The organism is Sinomonas susongensis (assembly GCF_005877005.1).
In the GTDB taxonomy this organism is placed as follows: domain Bacteria; phylum Actinomycetota; class Actinomycetes; order Actinomycetales; family Micrococcaceae; genus Sinomonas; species Sinomonas susongensis.
This window is the reverse complement of sequence record NZ_SSNH01000016.1, coordinates 15,873-30,199: the sequence shown is the minus strand read 5'-3', so window position 1 is coordinate 30,199 and position 14,327 is coordinate 15,873. Positions and strand designations below refer to the sequence as shown.

16 protein-coding genes are annotated in these 14,327 nt (G+C 68.2%); 2 read left to right on the top strand and 14 right to left on the bottom strand.

Translation table 11 applies throughout. The features are described 5' to 3' along the window. Positions 1–12: 12 nt before the first annotated feature. Together E6A21_RS16505 and E6A21_RS16500 are read left to right on the top strand one after the other, a co-directional pair. Entirely contained in the window at positions 13–618 is a 606-nt protein-coding gene (locus E6A21_RS16505) for an HNH endonuclease (RefSeq protein ID WP_138445258.1), read from the top strand. A gap of 640 nt (positions 619–1,258) precedes the next feature. Next, complete coding sequence (locus E6A21_RS16500) at positions 1,259–1,774, top strand: hypothetical protein (RefSeq protein ID WP_138445257.1); 516 nt, start codon at positions 1,259–1,261, stop codon at positions 1,772–1,774. Positions 1,775–1,885: 111 nt separating this feature from the next. Here E6A21_RS16500 and E6A21_RS16495 read toward each other — a convergent pair whose 3' ends face one another. From E6A21_RS16495 to E6A21_RS16430, 14 genes are all read right to left on the bottom strand, one after another. Further along, positions 1,886–2,482, bottom strand: a complete 597-nt coding sequence (locus E6A21_RS16495; protein WP_171041446.1) for a recombinase family protein — start codon at positions 2,480–2,482, stop codon at positions 1,886–1,888. 698 nt (positions 2,483–3,180) lie between these two features. Next, positions 3,181–3,804 (bottom strand): hypothetical protein, encoded by a 624-nt coding sequence (locus E6A21_RS16490; RefSeq protein ID WP_138445256.1) that lies wholly within the window; start codon positions 3,802–3,804, stop codon positions 3,181–3,183. Positions 3,805–4,026: 222 nt separating this feature from the next. After that, complete coding sequence (locus tag E6A21_RS16485; protein WP_138445255.1) at positions 4,027–5,202, bottom strand: flagellar hook protein FlgE; 1,176 nt, start codon at positions 5,200–5,202, stop codon at positions 4,027–4,029. A 42-nt stretch (positions 5,203–5,244) separates the two neighbouring features. Further along, on the bottom strand, positions 5,245–5,691 hold the full coding sequence (locus E6A21_RS16480; protein ID WP_138445254.1) for a flagellar hook assembly protein FlgD: 447 nt from the start codon (positions 5,689–5,691) through the stop codon (positions 5,245–5,247). Between the two features lie 12 nt (positions 5,692–5,703). Then, positions 5,704–6,924: a flagellar hook-length control protein FliK gene (locus E6A21_RS16475; protein WP_138445253.1), complete on the bottom strand. Its 1,221-nt coding sequence runs from the start codon at positions 6,922–6,924 to the stop codon at positions 5,704–5,706. After that, complete coding sequence (locus E6A21_RS16470) at positions 6,924–8,054, bottom strand: C40 family peptidase (RefSeq protein WP_138445292.1); 1,131 nt, start codon at positions 8,052–8,054, stop codon at positions 6,924–6,926. Before E6A21_RS16470 ends, E6A21_RS16475 begins: the two co-directional genes overlap by 1 nt. A 2-nt stretch (positions 8,055–8,056) precedes the next feature. Further along, positions 8,057–8,512 (bottom strand): flagellar export protein FliJ, encoded by a 456-nt coding sequence (locus E6A21_RS16465; RefSeq protein WP_138445252.1) that lies wholly within the window; start codon positions 8,510–8,512, stop codon positions 8,057–8,059. Beyond that, on the bottom strand, positions 8,509–9,816 hold the full coding sequence (locus E6A21_RS16460; RefSeq protein ID WP_138445251.1) for a FliI/YscN family ATPase: 1,308 nt from the start codon (positions 9,814–9,816) through the stop codon (positions 8,509–8,511). The genes E6A21_RS16465 and E6A21_RS16460 overlap by 4 nt, the downstream gene beginning before the upstream one ends. After that, positions 9,813–10,523 (bottom strand): FliH/SctL family protein, encoded by a 711-nt coding sequence (locus E6A21_RS16455; protein ID WP_138445250.1) that lies wholly within the window; start codon positions 10,521–10,523, stop codon positions 9,813–9,815. The genes E6A21_RS16460 and E6A21_RS16455 overlap by 4 nt, the downstream gene beginning before the upstream one ends. Then, positions 10,513–11,538 (bottom strand): flagellar motor switch protein FliG, encoded by a 1,026-nt coding sequence (gene fliG, locus E6A21_RS16450; RefSeq protein WP_138445249.1) that lies wholly within the window; start codon positions 11,536–11,538, stop codon positions 10,513–10,515. The genes E6A21_RS16455 and fliG overlap by 11 nt, the downstream gene beginning before the upstream one ends. Next, on the bottom strand, positions 11,535–13,166 hold the full coding sequence (gene fliF, locus E6A21_RS16445) for a flagellar basal-body MS-ring/collar protein FliF (RefSeq protein WP_138445248.1): 1,632 nt from the start codon (positions 13,164–13,166) through the stop codon (positions 11,535–11,537). Before fliF ends, fliG begins: the two co-directional genes overlap by 4 nt. After that, a complete protein-coding gene (gene fliE, locus E6A21_RS16440) occupies positions 13,166–13,462 on the bottom strand; it encodes a flagellar hook-basal body complex protein FliE (RefSeq protein WP_138445247.1) in 297 nt (98 codons plus the stop codon). The genes fliF and fliE overlap by 1 nt, the downstream gene beginning before the upstream one ends. Then, complete coding sequence (locus E6A21_RS16435) at positions 13,459–13,854, bottom strand: flagellar basal body rod protein FlgC (RefSeq protein ID WP_138445246.1); 396 nt, start codon at positions 13,852–13,854, stop codon at positions 13,459–13,461. The genes fliE and E6A21_RS16435 overlap by 4 nt, the downstream gene beginning before the upstream one ends. Positions 13,855–13,865: 11 nt before the next feature. Continuing rightward, positions 13,866–14,207, bottom strand: a complete 342-nt coding sequence (locus E6A21_RS16430) for a flagellar basal body rod protein FlgB (protein WP_138445245.1) — start codon at positions 14,205–14,207, stop codon at positions 13,866–13,868. Between the last annotated feature and the right edge of the window lie 120 nt (positions 14,208–14,327).

Here is a 14,327-nt window from a genome sequence, read left to right as displayed (position 1 = left end):
TCTGCTGCACTCGTGGCGCGGTACGACGCTGAGCCTGACAAGGTCTCAACGTATTGGAGTGATGAGGAGGTGAATCCCGTCCGCCTGGAGATCAAGGCGCACTATATCAAGGAGCAACAGCATCTTTGTTGCTACTGCCGTTTACCAGACCCGTCAACTCATGGGCTCGATTGGGATGTCGAACACGTCGTGTCGAAGAAACGGCGCCCGGAATTTATGTTCACGCAGGTGAACCTCGGAGTCGCCTGCAAGGAATGTAACGGAAGTAAGCGCGACAAAGAAACTCTCGTAGATCCTTCGGCCGCCACATATCCATCATCGTCGGATGCGTTTCTTGTCGTTCATCCGCACTTTGACGAGTGGTCGGATCACATCCTGCGTGACGATCTCACGTACGCTTCGTTCACAGTTAAGGGGAAGTGGACGATCGAAGCATGCAGGCTCAACCGCTTCAATGAGCGAGTAATCGGCCTACGGTTTCCGCTCTCAGACAGTCGTTACGAGGACCAAGTGCGAAGTCTCCTGGCTGACGGTTCTACCCTGCAAGAGATCGCCAACCACATCCAGCTCTCAGTTCCCACCGACACTGCAGAGGGTTCTGACCACCTCGCAAGCTGACTTAACCCTTATGACTTCGGCTTCGCGCCTGACGAAAGTCAACAACTCGCTCAAATGCCGGTGGCATTGGTGGCCGCAAACCTTAGTCTGGACGCTCCTCGGGCCCAGCCGCCGGTAGAGGATCCCCCAGCGGGGCTGGAGGTTCGAACGATGATCGCCGATACTGTCATCTTGCGAGAATTCGCAAGGAGGACAGATGGGAATCAGTGCCGGAGCCTTAGTCGCGGTCTTCAGAGCACTGTTCGTTGTCCTGGTCGTAGTGTTCCTGATCGCTCGGCGCAAGCGGTAGATTCCTCGGCGTTCGCAAGCCGATCGTTCATCGGACATTGTTGAGGGATATTGGCGACTGAATCGCTGGTGTGTCGACGGCCTTCTTACTTTTTCGCAGGGATCGGCCCCTGCACGCTGCACCCCTTGACCGTGAAAGTTCCGACGACGGTCACCCCGTCTTGGGCGAAGAGAGGGACTTCCTTGTCGCCGACTCTCCCGGTTCGATCGCTACGTCCCGACCCGCTGCGTCCTCGATAACAAGCTCTGCGGCGCCTGATGAGCCATCCCTCCAGAGTCAGGGGCTCGACCACGGTCTGCACGTCGCTTGCGTATCGATTTGCTGTCTCATGAAGAGCACTACGCTCTCACCATGAGTGATCCTGATATTTGGGGAGCCGTGGTCCCGGCGTGGATCGGAGGCGTAGGCAGCCTGATCGCAGCAGCAGTGAGTGCCGTCGCGCTCATCAAATCCCTCAAGACACAGGGAGGGGTGGAGACCCTAAAGGGTGCAGCGAACGCGGGGATCACCGCTGGGACAGGGCAAGGTTCTCAAAAGGAACCCTTCGACGGAACGGGAACGGCGACCCCGGCGGACACCCAGAGCCCCGTGAGTTGGACCGCCTGGCACGAGGCTCGCAGCCAATACAGGCTTCGCAATGATTCAACGCACACCGGCGCCTCAGCAAAGCTGACCCAACTTAAGGACGTCACACCTGGCGGCGATGGAGCGGCGAGCTTCCACGGCACCTTGCCGGTTCAACTCGCGCCCAACGAATCAATCCCGTTCACGATCGACAAGTCCTTGGTGAGTCCGAGCGTGACTGCAATCGAGCTGGGATGGGAAGACAGCGATGGCACCGAGCGCACACGCACGCTCTACATCTAGGCCCCGGCTCGCGAACCCGCTGTCGCAACCTCCGAGAGCCTGTGCCCGTTAGCGAACGCTTCGCACCTAAACCGGAGCGTCCGGAAATGGATCCGCCCATGGGCCTTGGGATCACGGCCGGATCTTGGGCATGGGTTTGGTGCGGCGGTGTTCTTCACGGTAGATCGTCGTGCGGGAGACGCTGAAGAGTTCGGCGAGTTCGGCCTGGGTGAAGCGGTGACTGTCCACAAGCTCGTACAGGTGCGCCCGCTGGGTGCGGCTGAGTTTGGGCTGCTTGCCCTTCAGCTTGCCCTTCGCACGTGCCACGGCCATGCCCTCCCTGGTGCGCATCCGGATCAGGTCTGTTTCGAACTCGGCAACCATGCCCAGGACGTTGAACAGCAGCTTCCCGACCGGGTCGCTCGGGTCGTAGAGACTGCCGCCCAGACTGAGCACGACACCTTTGGCTGTGAGCTCGTCCGCGATGTCCCTCGCGTCCCGCAGTGATCGGGCGAGCCGGTCGAGCTTAGTGACCACGAAGGTGTCACCAGCCCTGACCGATGCCAGCGCCTCCCGCAGCCCTGGCCGGGCTCGGTTTGTGCCCGTGAGACCGTGGTCCACGAAGATCCGTTCCTCTTCGACGCCGAGCCGCACGAGGGCGTCGCGCTGGGCGGTCAGGTCCTGCTCGGCGGTCGAGACCCGCGCATAGCCGACCTTGATGTCATTCATCGTTGCCTCCAAAGAGTTGTTGCCAGCGGCCTTCTATGACCGCACGACGAGCTTCTGCCCACGCCTCAGCCGTTTGAGCCGAGCCCGGCCGAGGTGGCGAACAGGAGGGGTGTGCGCTGCCGGGTCCGGCTGGACCGTCGGTCGATCCTTTGCTGCAACAACCCATTCGCCTCGTGAAGCCGTCTCCAGCTTTCTGTGTCGGCTATCCTCGGCCCAGGCCGCAGTACATCGGCTGCGCCTCACTGGCCATTCAGAACGGGTAGGGTGTTCCCCGACCCGGCGAAGGCGGAGGAACGCGGAGCAAGGCTATGGCAACGAACTTGGTTCACGCTCTTGTGGACGACATCCGAGACCTCTTGCGCACCTCAGCCGTTGGACTCTACGAATTCATCTGGCCTCTCCAAGCCAGGGACGCCAGCTTGAGTCTCGAAGCCAAGCGCGAGCAGGCGTCTTTGGCGTTGGAGTGCCTGCTCGCCGACGGGCAAGGCCGGCTAGTGCTCCTCATGTTGCCATTTGAAGACGCCGTTGAGACCTACCCGACTAAACTGCGTGGGACCACACAGTTGGAAAGACCCTGTCCTGGCGGAGCCGTACATTGCGATCACTCGTAACTAATGCGCCTCCATGCCGCGGCCGCCTTCCGCTGCACAGAGGTGGATCCTCCACCGGTCAGCTGTCGTTTTCGATCCGAGTGGGCCTCATCTGAGGGCCGCCGACCGTACCCTCTCGAGTTGGCGTTTCGCTTCGTCGAATTCGGCGCCGGCCAGAATCGAGGCGTCGTCGGCGCAGAGGTACAGTTCGAGGCGATCGGGAAGATCGGTTCCCTGGGAGTCCAAGTCGAGGGCGAGCACCTTCGTTCCAGGCTTGTCCGCCGCCCCCTTAGAAGGGACGTCCCCCACCGAACGAACGCTGCCCCACGGCAACTGTCCGGCAAGGACGTACCCCTTGCGGAACCGCTGGCGGTGAACAGCCAGATGCTGTTCATGGGCCACTAGGAGAAAGGCGAGGTAGCCCCTAGGCTCGACGGGCTTGTTCGGCCACGAGCGCAGCGGGGGCACCATGAACGATGCCCAGCCGGCGGGCAGGACCAGCAACCCGGGAAACGCTGCTCGAGTCCGGGCCATGTGGGACCTGTTGAAGCGCTTGGTGCCGACAGCCAGCGCCCAGATAAGAAGTGGGAGGAAGACGAACACGGCAACTCCGGAGATGTTCGCTCCGGTCAGACCATGCTGCATGATGTCGCGAACGAGCCGATAGAGCGCGAACCCCGCGTAGACCAAGAAGAGGAACGCGAAGGCGACGACCTTACCCCAGCCCTTCATAGATCCCCTCGCAGTCGAGATGAGCGCTCTCGCACAAGAAGCAGCCTACGAGCAACCGGGCCCAATCCCCACGCCCCCATAATTCGGAAGGCTACCCGACCGGCGGAGAGACAGACTGCATCAGTCGAACACCCCGCTGGATGATCCGTTATGGTCGGCATGGCGGGAACCATGGGAGGGGGTGGCGGCGTGGCAGGCATTCATGAGCCGAACCTGATTGATCTACTGCTTGATGTCGATCAGGCTCTGCAGCACCTGATCGCTCGTCGTGATGACGCGCGCGTTCGCCTGGAAGCCTCGCTGCGCGACGATCAGGTTCGTGAATTCCTGCGAAAGATCCACGTTCGACATCTCCAGAGCGCCGCCCGCCAGAGTGCCGAACCCCGGGTCCCCAGCCTGACCGATCTGCGGGCTCCCTGAGTTCGCCGTGGTCGTGTAGGAGGAGTCGCCGGACTTCTCGAGGCCAGCCGGGTTGGTGAACTTCGCGAGGGCTACACGGCCCACGACCTGCTTCAGCCCGTTGCTGAAGGCCCCGACGAGCGAGCCGTCGTTGCCGAGGCTGAACGATTCGAGGGTTCCGGCGGCCGCACCGTTCTGCCCGCTCGCCGCGACTGTCGTCATCCCTGCGTACCCGGTGACTTTGCCCAGATCGACCGTGATCCCGCCGACGTTCACGGAGCCGCCCGAGGTGAGCTTCCCGTTCGTGAAGCCGAGCGAACCGGTCCCTGTGGTCCCGTCGGCGTCCGCGGCGGCAACGTCCCAGCCCGTCGCCGAACGGGTGAACGTCAGCGCGAGGTTGCGCGCCACCCCATTGCCGTCGAAGACCTGGAGGTCGCGTTCGAGCGACGTTCCGGTCCCGGCGTCGGACGGCAGGTTCCCGTCCACGGTCGCCTGGGTCGTCGCGACGGCGGGGATCGTCGTCGTCGGCGAAAGGGTGATGTTCCCGATTGCCGACCCGGTGTTGACGACTCCGGCGGCGTTCGCCGTCCAGCCTTGGAGGAGCGCGCCGTCGGGCGTCACGAGCCGCCCCGAAGCGTCGAAGTCGAAGGAGCCCGCACGGGTGTAGAGCTGCTGCCCGCCTCTGCTCGTGACGAAGAAGCCGTCACCCGAGATCATCATGTCGGTGGCCTTGCCCGTCGATTCCGCCGAGCCCTGGTTGAAGTTGGTGGTGATCGCCGCGACCTTGACGCCGAGGCCCACCTGGGCGGGGTTGGTGCCGCCAGTCTGGCCCTGCGGCCCCGAGGCGCCCTGGGTCAACTGCGAGAGCGTGTCCTCGAACTCGGTGGACGAGCCCTTGAAGCCGACCGTGTTCACGTTCGCGATGTTGTTACCCGTGACGTCGAGCATGGTCTGGTGGGCGCGGAGGCCCGAGATGCCGGAGTAGAGGGAGCGGAGCATGGTGGCTTCCCTTTCTTGTTCTTGGTTTCGTGCGTTCGGGCGCTAGGCGCCGGTGACGCCGGTGATCGAGCCGAGCGGGACGGATGCGCCGCCGACGGTGACGGTAGGAGCCGAGCCGCTGTAGGAGACGGAACTTGCAGTGCCGCTGCCGGTCGTCCCGTCCGCGGCGAGGTACGTGACGGCCTTCCCGATCAGGTCGGCCGCGGCAGCGCGCTGCTGGACGCTGAGGCCTTGGCCGCTGTCCGTCGCGAGCTGCGTGAGCTGCTCGACCATGGAGAGCTGGCTCGTCTGCTGGATCATCGCGTTGGTGTCCATGGGCGAGCTGGGGTCCTGGTTCTTGAGCTGCGTGACGAGGAGGTCCATGAAGACACTCGAATCGAGAGTCTTCTGCGGTGCGCGCGTGGGGGCGGACGAAGTCAAGGCCGTGCCGCCGACGGCGGTGCTTGCGTCCACGGTGCCGACGGGGCTGCTGACGGGGCTGATGGTCATGGTCTGCTTTCTCTAGGCGAGGATGTCGAGGCGGGCGTTGGTGCCGGGAAGGCCGGGCGATGCCCGTGAGATCGGGCGTGCGGCGTCGAGGCCGGCGGTGGGCGGAGTCCGCTTTCCGCGCCCGGGGGCCTCACCGCTGCCGCCCCCCTCGGGGCTGTTCCTGCCACCGGCTCCCCCGCCGTCCTGCGGCGCGCTGCGCGCCGAGAGGTCGAGGCTCGCCCCGAGCCCCGAGGCTGCAAGGTCGCGCCGCAGCTCGGGCAGGGCGGCCTGCACGGCGGCTCGGCCGGCGTCGGTGGGCGCGAAGAGCTCGACCTTGACGCCGTCCGCTGCAATGTGCGCCTGCACCGTGACCGGGCCCAGGTCTTCCGGGGTGACCTTGACCGTCAGGACGTGTTCCCCCGGCCCGGCCGCGGCGAGCGTGAACACCGGTTTCGCAAGCTGCGCGGAGAAGGGCTGCCGAGAGCTGGGGGTGGGGGCGTCCGGGGCTGCAGCCCTCGCCGGGTACGGCACCGGCGTGACGGCGGACGACGACGGCACGACTGCGAGCGCGGGATCGGCCGTTTTCGGGGCACGCGCGCCCGGGACGACGGAATCCGCTGGCCCCGAAGGAGCCGCGGAAGGCGCAGGACTCCGCCCTGGGCGAGCTGGCCCCGGTGTTGGAATCCCAGCGGTGGACGGCGTGGGCGCTGCCAGCGCGGTCGGAGCACTCGCGTGGGAGGGCGCGGCCGGTGAACCCGCCACGAGCGGGCCAGCCGACGGACTGGCGGCGGCTGGTACATTCGCCGGACGGCCGTCGGGCGCCGCAGCTGCGGGGCTCGCAGCGCCTGCCACCGTCATCGGGCGCCCTTCGGACGCAACGTCACCCGGCGGATCTTGGTCGGCCGAGGCCTCCCCCCGCCCGGCGAACGGGACGACAAGCGCCGGTACGACGCCGACTGCAAGCGGGTTGAGCGTCGCGGTGGAGCTGGCGTCGCCCTTCGGATCGGTTTCGGTGCCGCGTTCTGCGTCAGCCTTTGCGCGGGCCTTGGGGTCGGCCCCTGCAGCCAGCGCCGTGGCAGGCGCGGCCGGCACCGACACGTTGGCTCCCGGCGACGCGGCCGCAAGCGCGGCCGCGAACAGTTCGGGCGCGGCGGCCTTGAGGCCCGTCGGGTCAGAGGCGTTCCCTGTGGCGGCTGCGATGGCCTTCCCGGGGGCGGGCTGCGCAGTGGGAAGCGGCAAGAGGAGGGCTGTCATCAAGCTCCCATCGGTGAGAGTGCAGAGACGATGTGGCGGGCCTCCGCCTCCCATTTCGCGTACGCGTCGGGGTAGGCGGAGCCTTGGACTGCCTGGTCTGCCGCGGTGACGGGCATGCTCTGCCAGCCCGGGTTGGCCGTGAGCCGGTTGAGGAACGCGTCCGTGGACGCGACCGGGTCCATCGCATCGGAGACGGTGCCCCACGAGAACGCGTTCCCGTTGACCTGCTGCTGGAAGAGGCCCACCGAGTATCCATCGGTTCCCTCGGCCGACTGGTCGGGGGCGAGGGCCTTCGACCCCGCGACCTTCGGGTTCCAGTACATGCGCAGGGATGATTCCTGGAGCGCGGTCGAGATCGCGTCCACCGCGGCCTGGGTCGGAAGCCCGCGCTCGGCCACCCGGTTCACAATGGCCTGGGCGTACTGCTGTTGGGATGCGTCGAGTCCCGCCACGCCCGTCCCGCCTGAGGCGCTGGCCGTGGAGATCGATCCGCCCGCGGATACAGCCGGAGCCACCGTAGAGTCGGCCATCGTGCCGTCCGGCACGACGCGCCGTATCGCGGTCAGGTTCCCGTACTTCTCCCACGCGTCGCGGACCTGGATCGTCTGCCCGGGCACGGGCGCATCGATCGCCTTGCCGTTCCCGAGGTAGATCGCCACGTGCTCTCCGCCGAAGCTGATCAGCAGATCGCCGGGCTTGGCGTCCGCGAGCGAGGACACCGGCGTCCCTGCCTGCATCTGGTCGTGCACGACGCGCGGAAGCGAGATCCCGAGGTCCTGGTACACGCGCTGGACGAAGCCCGAACAGTCGAGGCCCTTCGACGGGTCTGTTCCGCCCCACAGGTAGGGGACGCCGACGTACTTCTGCGCGTCGGCAGCGATCTGGTCGCCAGTGGTGACCCCGCTCGTTGCGAGGAGCGTGCCAGCCGAGGGCGGCGCCGTCGTCGGCGTCGAGCCGAGCGCCCCGGCGAGCGCCTGCCCGAATGATGCGAGGGCAGCCGAAGTCGAGCCGGAGGCGCCCGCCGTGGAAGCGGAAGACGTCGGCGAGGCCGCCGAGGCGGCGAGCCTCGGGTGGACGAGCTGGACGAGGGTCGTCTGGATCTCCTGCACGCGGCCGAGGGCGGCGTCCATGCTCACGTCGTCGACCCTCCTCGCCCCGCCGCGGCGGCCGGGGCCTGGCGAAGCCGCGCGGACGAACCGAGGTCGTCGAGGACGCCCTGCTCGGCGGCGAGTTCGGCCGCGTCCACGAGCGCATCGTGCCGCGCCTCGAGCTTCTCGAGCCCCACGGTCCGGGCCCGCGCGGAGGTGAGGTCGTGCTGCGCCTTGCCGCGCTCGGCCTCGGCAGCGGCCGCGAGAGCGTCCAGCTCCGCGAGGAGGCTCGCCGAGGCGGCGCGGGCCGCGGCAACTGCGAGGAGCGCTGCCGAGCTGTCGACGTCGGACGGGATCTCCTCGGCGTCTGCCCGGGCCGAGGCCTGCTGCGCGCCGACGGCTCGGAGCTGCGCATTGACGGCGCCGAACCTGGCCGCGGCCTGGTCCTGCTCGAGCCGGCGCAGCCGCAGGAGCCCGGCGAGGGGAAACTGACGGTTCATCGTGGACCTCCGAGGGTCGCGGCGAGCCCAGCGAGGTGCGCCCACGCCTCCGGACCCGGGGTCTGATCGTCGAGGTCCTGCCGCAGGAACCCCTCGATCTCCTGCTCATGGGCGAGTGCGGCGTCGACGAGCGGGTTGCTTCCCCGCTGGTAGGCACCGACGTCGATGAGGTCCTGGGCCGCTTTTCGAGCCGCGAGGACGCGTCGCAGCTCGGCCGCGAGCGCGGTGCGCTCGGCTGGGTTCACCTTCGACGCGACCCGGGACACCGAACCGAGGACGTCGATGGGCGGGTAGTGCCCGCTCACAGCAAGCCGACGGTCCAGGACAACGTGGCCGTCGAGGATCGAACGGGCGGCGTCGGCGACGGGCTCGTTGTGATCGTCGCCGTCGACGAGCACCGTGTAGATGCCCGTCACGGAACCGGTTTCCCCAGTCCCAGCGCGTTCGAGGAGGCGCGCGAGGAGGGCGAAGGTCGACGGCGGGTAGCCGCGGGTCGCCGGGGGCTCCCCGGCCGAAAGGCCGATCTCTCTCTGGGCCATCGCGACGCGCGTCAGCGAGTCCATCATGAGCAGGACGTGGGCACCCTGTTCGCGGAACGACTCGGCGATCCGGGTGGCCGTGAACGCGGCGCGGAGCCGCACGAGCGCGGGTTCGTCCGAGGTCGCGACGACGACGATCGAACGGGCGAGACCTTGCGGCCCGAGGTCGTCGTCGAGGAACTCGCGGACCTCTCGGCCACGCTCCCCCACGAGGGCGATGACGGATACTTCGGCCTCGGTGCCGCGTGCAACCATCGACAGGAGCGAAGACTTGCCGACACCCGAGCCGGCGAAGAGGCCGAGGCGCTGCCCCCGCCCCACCGTGGTGAGCGTGTCGAGGACGCGGACGCCGGTCTGGAGCGGGGTGTCGATGCGGGCGCGCTGCATGGCCGAGGGGGCTGCGTGCTCGAGGGGAACACGGTTGCCGCCGAGGGGTCCCCGCCCGTCGATCGGCCGGCCGAGGCCGTCGAGGACGCGGCCGAAGAGCTGCGGGCCAGTGGGAACCGTACTGCCGCCGCGGCGCGAGCGGACGGACTGGCCTGGGCGGACCCCGGCGATGCGCCCGAGCGGCATGCAGCGCAGGGTCCCCCGCGCCGTGGCGACGACTTCGGCCTCGCTCGTGCCGCCGTCGTCGGTCGTCACCGCCACGGTGTCGCCGACGGCGCACGCGAGCCCGGCCACCTCGAGCGCGAGCCCGAGCACGGAGGTCACGACGCCGACGCGTTCGGGTGCCGCCGCCTCGACCGCCGCCGCGACGTCCATCATGCCTCCTCGCCGGCGAGCGCGGCGGCAGCGCGGGCGAGCGCGGTGGAGATGCGCGCGTCGAGCTCGCCGTCCGGATAGTCCGCGACGGCGTCGCCCGGTTCGAGTCCCGGATCGGCGACGAGGTCGACGCCAGCCGGCGCGGCTCCCGCAACGAGCGCAAGGTCGGAGGGGTGGAGGCGGACGGCGACGACGGGCGCGGAATCCGGGCCGGAGAACGCCCTGGCGAGGGCAGCCTTGGCGCCGACCTCGGCGTCCGAGAGCTCGCGCCCGAGGACTGCCCCGGCGATCGCGAGGGCCGCGGCCGCGAGCTCCGTCTCGGCCTCGGCGAGGACCGGGGCCGTGCGCTGGTGCAGGGCACGGGCGGCCGCTTCCAGGACGGCGACTCCCCTCTCGATGCGGTGCCGGCCTTCCTCGAGGGCAGCCGCGCGCTCGGCCTCGCACTCCGCGCGGCGCGTCCGCACCTCGGCCTCGGCCTTCCTCAGTCCGGCCGCGTAGCCCGCGGCGTGGCCTCGCGTGAAACCCTCGGCGTCGCCCGGGTTCTGGAGTGACGGGAACACGACGCGCCGTGGGGCCAAGGGCTCGGCGGGCGCCTCAGTGGTCCGCGCCTCAGTGGTCCGCGCTTCAGTGGTCCGCGCCTCAGTGGTCCACGCTTCAGTGGTCCGCGCCTCAGTGGTCCGCGCCTCAGTGGTCCGCGCCTCAATAGACAAGGTCGTCCTCCTCGCCGCGGCGCACGGTGATGTCGCCCGACGCTTCGAGCTCGCGGATCGTGCGGACGATCGAGGCGCGCGCCTCCTGGACCTCGGATGCCCGTACGGGCCCGACGGCGGCGATCTCGGACTGCAGGATCTCCCGGTTGCGGTCCGAGACGTTGCTGTTGATGGCCTCGAGCACCGGGGCCGCGGCGCCCTTCATGGCGCGGGCGAGCACCCCGGCGTCGATGCCGCGCAGGATCTGCTGGATGTCGCGGCGCTCGAGCTTCACGATGTCCGCGAAGGTGAGCATCTTCGAGCGGACCTCTTCGGCGAGCTCGGGATCCCGTTCCTGCAGTCCGTCCAGGACGGTGCGCTCCGTCGTGATGTCGGAGCGGTTGATGATGTCCACGAGCGGCTGGATCCCGCCGATGACCTCTGCCTGCCTGCGCCCCGACGGAACGGCGGCGCTCGTGCGCGCTTTGAGGCTCTCGGCGATGATCGTCACGGCCTCGGGGGTCGCGGAACCCATGGTCGCGAGCGCTTGCGCGACGTCGATCGCCTGGGATTCGCCGAGGCCCGCCATTACCTCGGAGGCCTTCGCCGGGCGCAGGTGCGCGAGCACGAGGGCAATGGTCTCGGGGAGCTCGCCGTCGAGCAGGGTCATGAGCTGGGACGCGTCGACGGTGTCGAGGAATTCGAAGGACTTTCCGGCCATCGTCGAGGCGAGGCGGTCCATGACCCCGGCGGCGCGGTCAGGCCCGAACGAGGACTCGAGGAGGCCGACGGCGAGATCCCGGCCGCCGCGCGTCGTGCGTCGCCCGGACACCGCGATCTCGTGGAACTCGGCGATGACCTGTTCCGAAACGGCCGCTTCGACGCGGCTGAGCCGCACGATCTCCGCGGCGACCTCCTCGGCCTCCGACTCGCTGAAGTGCGTCATGACCCTCGAGGCGTTCTCGGGGCTCATCTGCATGAGCACGATTGCGACCTTCTGAGTGCCAGTGAGCGCGGAGGTGAGCGCCGGCGTCATACTCCTGCCCTCGTCTCGTCCATGAGGCCCCGCAGGAATTCCGCAGTCTTCTGCGGCTCAGTTGCTCCGAGCCGGTCCACCTGCGCCCGCCGGCGCTCGGCGTCGAGCACTTCGGCGCCGGGATCGGGCAGCGCGGGGAGCGGCTCGGGGACCGCCGGGAGCGCGACGGTGGCCGGGGCCTCGATGACCGCGGGCTCGGGCAGCTCGTCGAACATGATGCTCCCGCCGAGGTCGAGCGGCTCCCGCACCGCGCGGCGCCGTGCTCGCATCCACACGAACAGCGCGACGGCGATGAGCGCGAGGAGCGCGATTCCGGCCCACATGATGTTGGTCCACATGGCCTGCTGCGCCTTGGCAGCGTCATCCGCCTGCTGCTGGGCGAGCGCGGCCTTGGCCTGGTCTGCCGCCGCGGTGCTGAAGGGCACGACCTGCACGGAGAGGACGTCGCCGCGCTTCGCGTCGATCCCGGCGGCCGCAGAGACGAGCGAGTTGATGTTCTGGAGGTTGAGGCCCTGTGCCGCCGCCTGGTTGATCGCGACGGACACCGACTGCTTCTTGAGCGCGCCGGCCGGAATCGTCCGGTTCTCCGTGACCTTGTCGACCGCGTTGTCCTTGGTGTCGGTGCTCGAGTCGTACGTGCCGTTGCCCCCCGCGCCGGCGGCCGAGGTGCTCGTCCCCGACGGAACGGCGATGTTGTCCGGCCCGAGTACCCCTGAGACTCCCGACGCTCCGGTGCCCGTGTACTTCTCGGTGGTCGTCGACTGGCTCAGCGGCGCGGTGTTGTTGGCGCTCGAGAACGTCTCGGACGTCTGCTGTGCGGACTGCTGGTCGACGTCGGGGATGACGGCGACGGTCGCGTTCCCGGGTCCGAGGACCCGGTCGAGGACGGCCTGCACGGCGGCTTGGGTCTGCTGCTGGTAGCCGGAGGCGAGCTTCGTGCTGGTGCCCGTGGTCCCGGTCCCGACGGCGGAGAGCACGTTGCCCTGCGCATCCACCACTGAGACGTCGGTTGCCTTCATGCCCGGCATCGACGCGGACGTGAGGTGGACGATCGCGTCCACCTTGTCGCTCGTGAGAGTCACGCCCGGCTGCGTCTGGACGAACACCGAGGCGGTCGGGTCGGTCTGCTGGGAGGTGAACACCGTCTTGTCCGGGATGCCGAGCTGGACGCTTGCCGACTTGACGCCGTCGAGGTGGGAGATCGTCGTCGCCAGCTCGCCCTCGATCGCACGCTTGTAGGTCACGTCCTGCTGGAACTGCGACGAGGTCACGCCCATCTTGTCGAGCAGCGAGTAGCCGGTTGCCGGGGCAGACGGGAGCCCCGCCGATGCCGCCTTGAGCCGCTCGTCGTACACCTTGTCCTGCGGCACGAGGATCGTCGAGCCCCCGTCGGTGAGCTGGTAGGGGACGTTGTCCTTGCCGAGCTGCTGGACGACGGCGCTCGCGTCCGAGCTCTGCAGGCCCGTGAAGAGCGGGGTGTAGCTGGGCTTCGTGAGCCACGAGGCGAGCGCGAACGCGCCGAGGGCGAGCACCGCGAGTCCGATGATCGCGATGGTGCGCTGCCCGACCGTGAAGCCCTTCACGGTATCGGAGAAGCGGCGGAAGGCGAGGGCGACGAACGGGGGCATCAGGCCTGCATCCTCATGATCTCGTTGAACGCGTCGACACCCTGGTTGCGGATCGTGGACGCGAGCTCGAGCGTGACCTGGGCACGCGCCGCGGCAATGGTCGCGCTGTGGATGTCGTCAAGGCTGCCCGTGACGGCCTTGACGGCGAGCTGGTTCGACGTCGACTGGAGCTGCTGGAGATTGTCGACGGCTCCGGCGAGGCTCGCTGCGAAGCCCGAGCCACCCGTAGTGGCGGGCTGGGAGACGGGGGTGACGTAGCCAGTGCCCGTGACGGCCTGGACAGGGGGAATGATCATGACGACTTTCCGATCTGCAGCGCGGCCTCGTAGATGTCCTTCGCCCGGTTCACGACCTCGGTGTTCGCCTGATAGCCCCTCTGGGCCATGATGAGCGAGCCCATCTGCTCACTGAGGTCGATGTCGGGGTAGCGCACGTACCCGTTCTTGTCCGCGATCGGATTGTCCGGCTGGTAGACGAGGCGCCCTGTCGCACTGCCCTCGGGCGTGCCCGTGACGTAGACGCCGGTGTTCCCGGGACCGGCCTGTGCCTCGATGTAGCGGGCCTGGAAGGCGGGCCCGCTTGTCGGGGCCGCGGTGTTGATGTTCGCGAGGTTGTCGGAGACGGCGTCGAGCCATTTCCGGTTCACGGTGAGGGCCGTGCCCGCGATTCCGATCGTGTCGAAGGTCATAGCCAGCTTCCCTATGCCGTCTTCATCGCCGTGCGGAGTTCCGTGAACTCGCTGTTGAGTGCCTGGGACGCGAACTGGTAGCGGAGCACGGTGTCGACGTTCGAGAGCGTCTCGCTGTCGAGGTTCACGTTGTTCCCGTTGAGCTGCGTCGGCTCCTCGGAGATCGACGTCGTCGCCTGCACGTTGCCGTTCCCGGCCGCGACGGACGCGGCGAGGGCGTTCTCGAACTGGACGCGCTTCGCGTGGTAGCCGGGCGTGTTGACGTTCGCGATGTTGTCCGCGATGGCCTGCTGACGCAGCGAGAGTCCGTTGAGCGCGCTTGTGAGCGCGGCAGAGGTCACGGAATCGAGCACACTGTCCTGCCTGGGTAGGGGATGGTGAGGCCGATCCGTGGCCGGGTCACAACGAGCAGTCCGTGCTCGCTGTTGCCTATCGGCAGCGTGCAGCGAGGCGTTAGCACGGCTTTCCCTGTC

Coding starts and splice junctions, on each gene's coding strand:
- E6A21_RS16500 (WP_138445257.1), top strand. CDS start 1,259: ATGAGTGATCCTGATATTTGGGGAGCCGTGGTCCCGGCGTGGATCGGA.
- E6A21_RS16495 (WP_171041446.1), bottom strand. CDS start 2,482: ATGAATGACATCAAGGTCGGCTATGCGCGGGTCTCGACCGCCGAGCAG.
- E6A21_RS16490 (WP_138445256.1), bottom strand. CDS start 3,804: ATGAAGGGCTGGGGTAAGGTCGTCGCCTTCGCGTTCCTCTTCTTGGTC.
- E6A21_RS16485 (WP_138445255.1), bottom strand. CDS start 5,202: ATGCTCCGCTCCCTCTACTCCGGCATCTCGGGCCTCCGCGCCCACCAG.
- E6A21_RS16480 (WP_138445254.1), bottom strand. CDS start 5,691: ATGACCATCAGCCCCGTCAGCAGCCCCGTCGGCACCGTGGACGCAAGC.
- E6A21_RS16475 (WP_138445253.1), bottom strand. CDS start 6,924: ATGACAGCCCTCCTCTTGCCGCTTCCCACTGCGCAGCCCGCCCCCGGG.
- E6A21_RS16470 (WP_138445292.1), bottom strand. CDS start 8,054: ATGGACGCCGCCCTCGGCCGCGTGCAGGAGATCCAGACGACCCTCGTC.
- E6A21_RS16465 (WP_138445252.1), bottom strand. CDS start 8,512: ATGAACCGTCAGTTTCCCCTCGCCGGGCTCCTGCGGCTGCGCCGGCTC.
- E6A21_RS16460 (WP_138445251.1), bottom strand. CDS start 9,816: ATGATGGACGTCGCGGCGGCGGTCGAGGCGGCGGCACCCGAACGCGTC.
- fliG (WP_138445249.1), bottom strand. CDS start 11,538: ATGACGCCGGCGCTCACCTCCGCGCTCACTGGCACTCAGAAGGTCGCA.
- fliF (WP_138445248.1), bottom strand. CDS start 13,166: ATGCCCCCGTTCGTCGCCCTCGCCTTCCGCCGCTTCTCCGATACCGTG.
- fliE (WP_138445247.1), bottom strand. CDS start 13,462: ATGATCATTCCCCCTGTCCAGGCCGTCACGGGCACTGGCTACGTCACC.
- E6A21_RS16435 (WP_138445246.1), bottom strand. CDS start 13,854: ATGACCTTCGACACGATCGGAATCGCGGGCACGGCCCTCACCGTGAAC.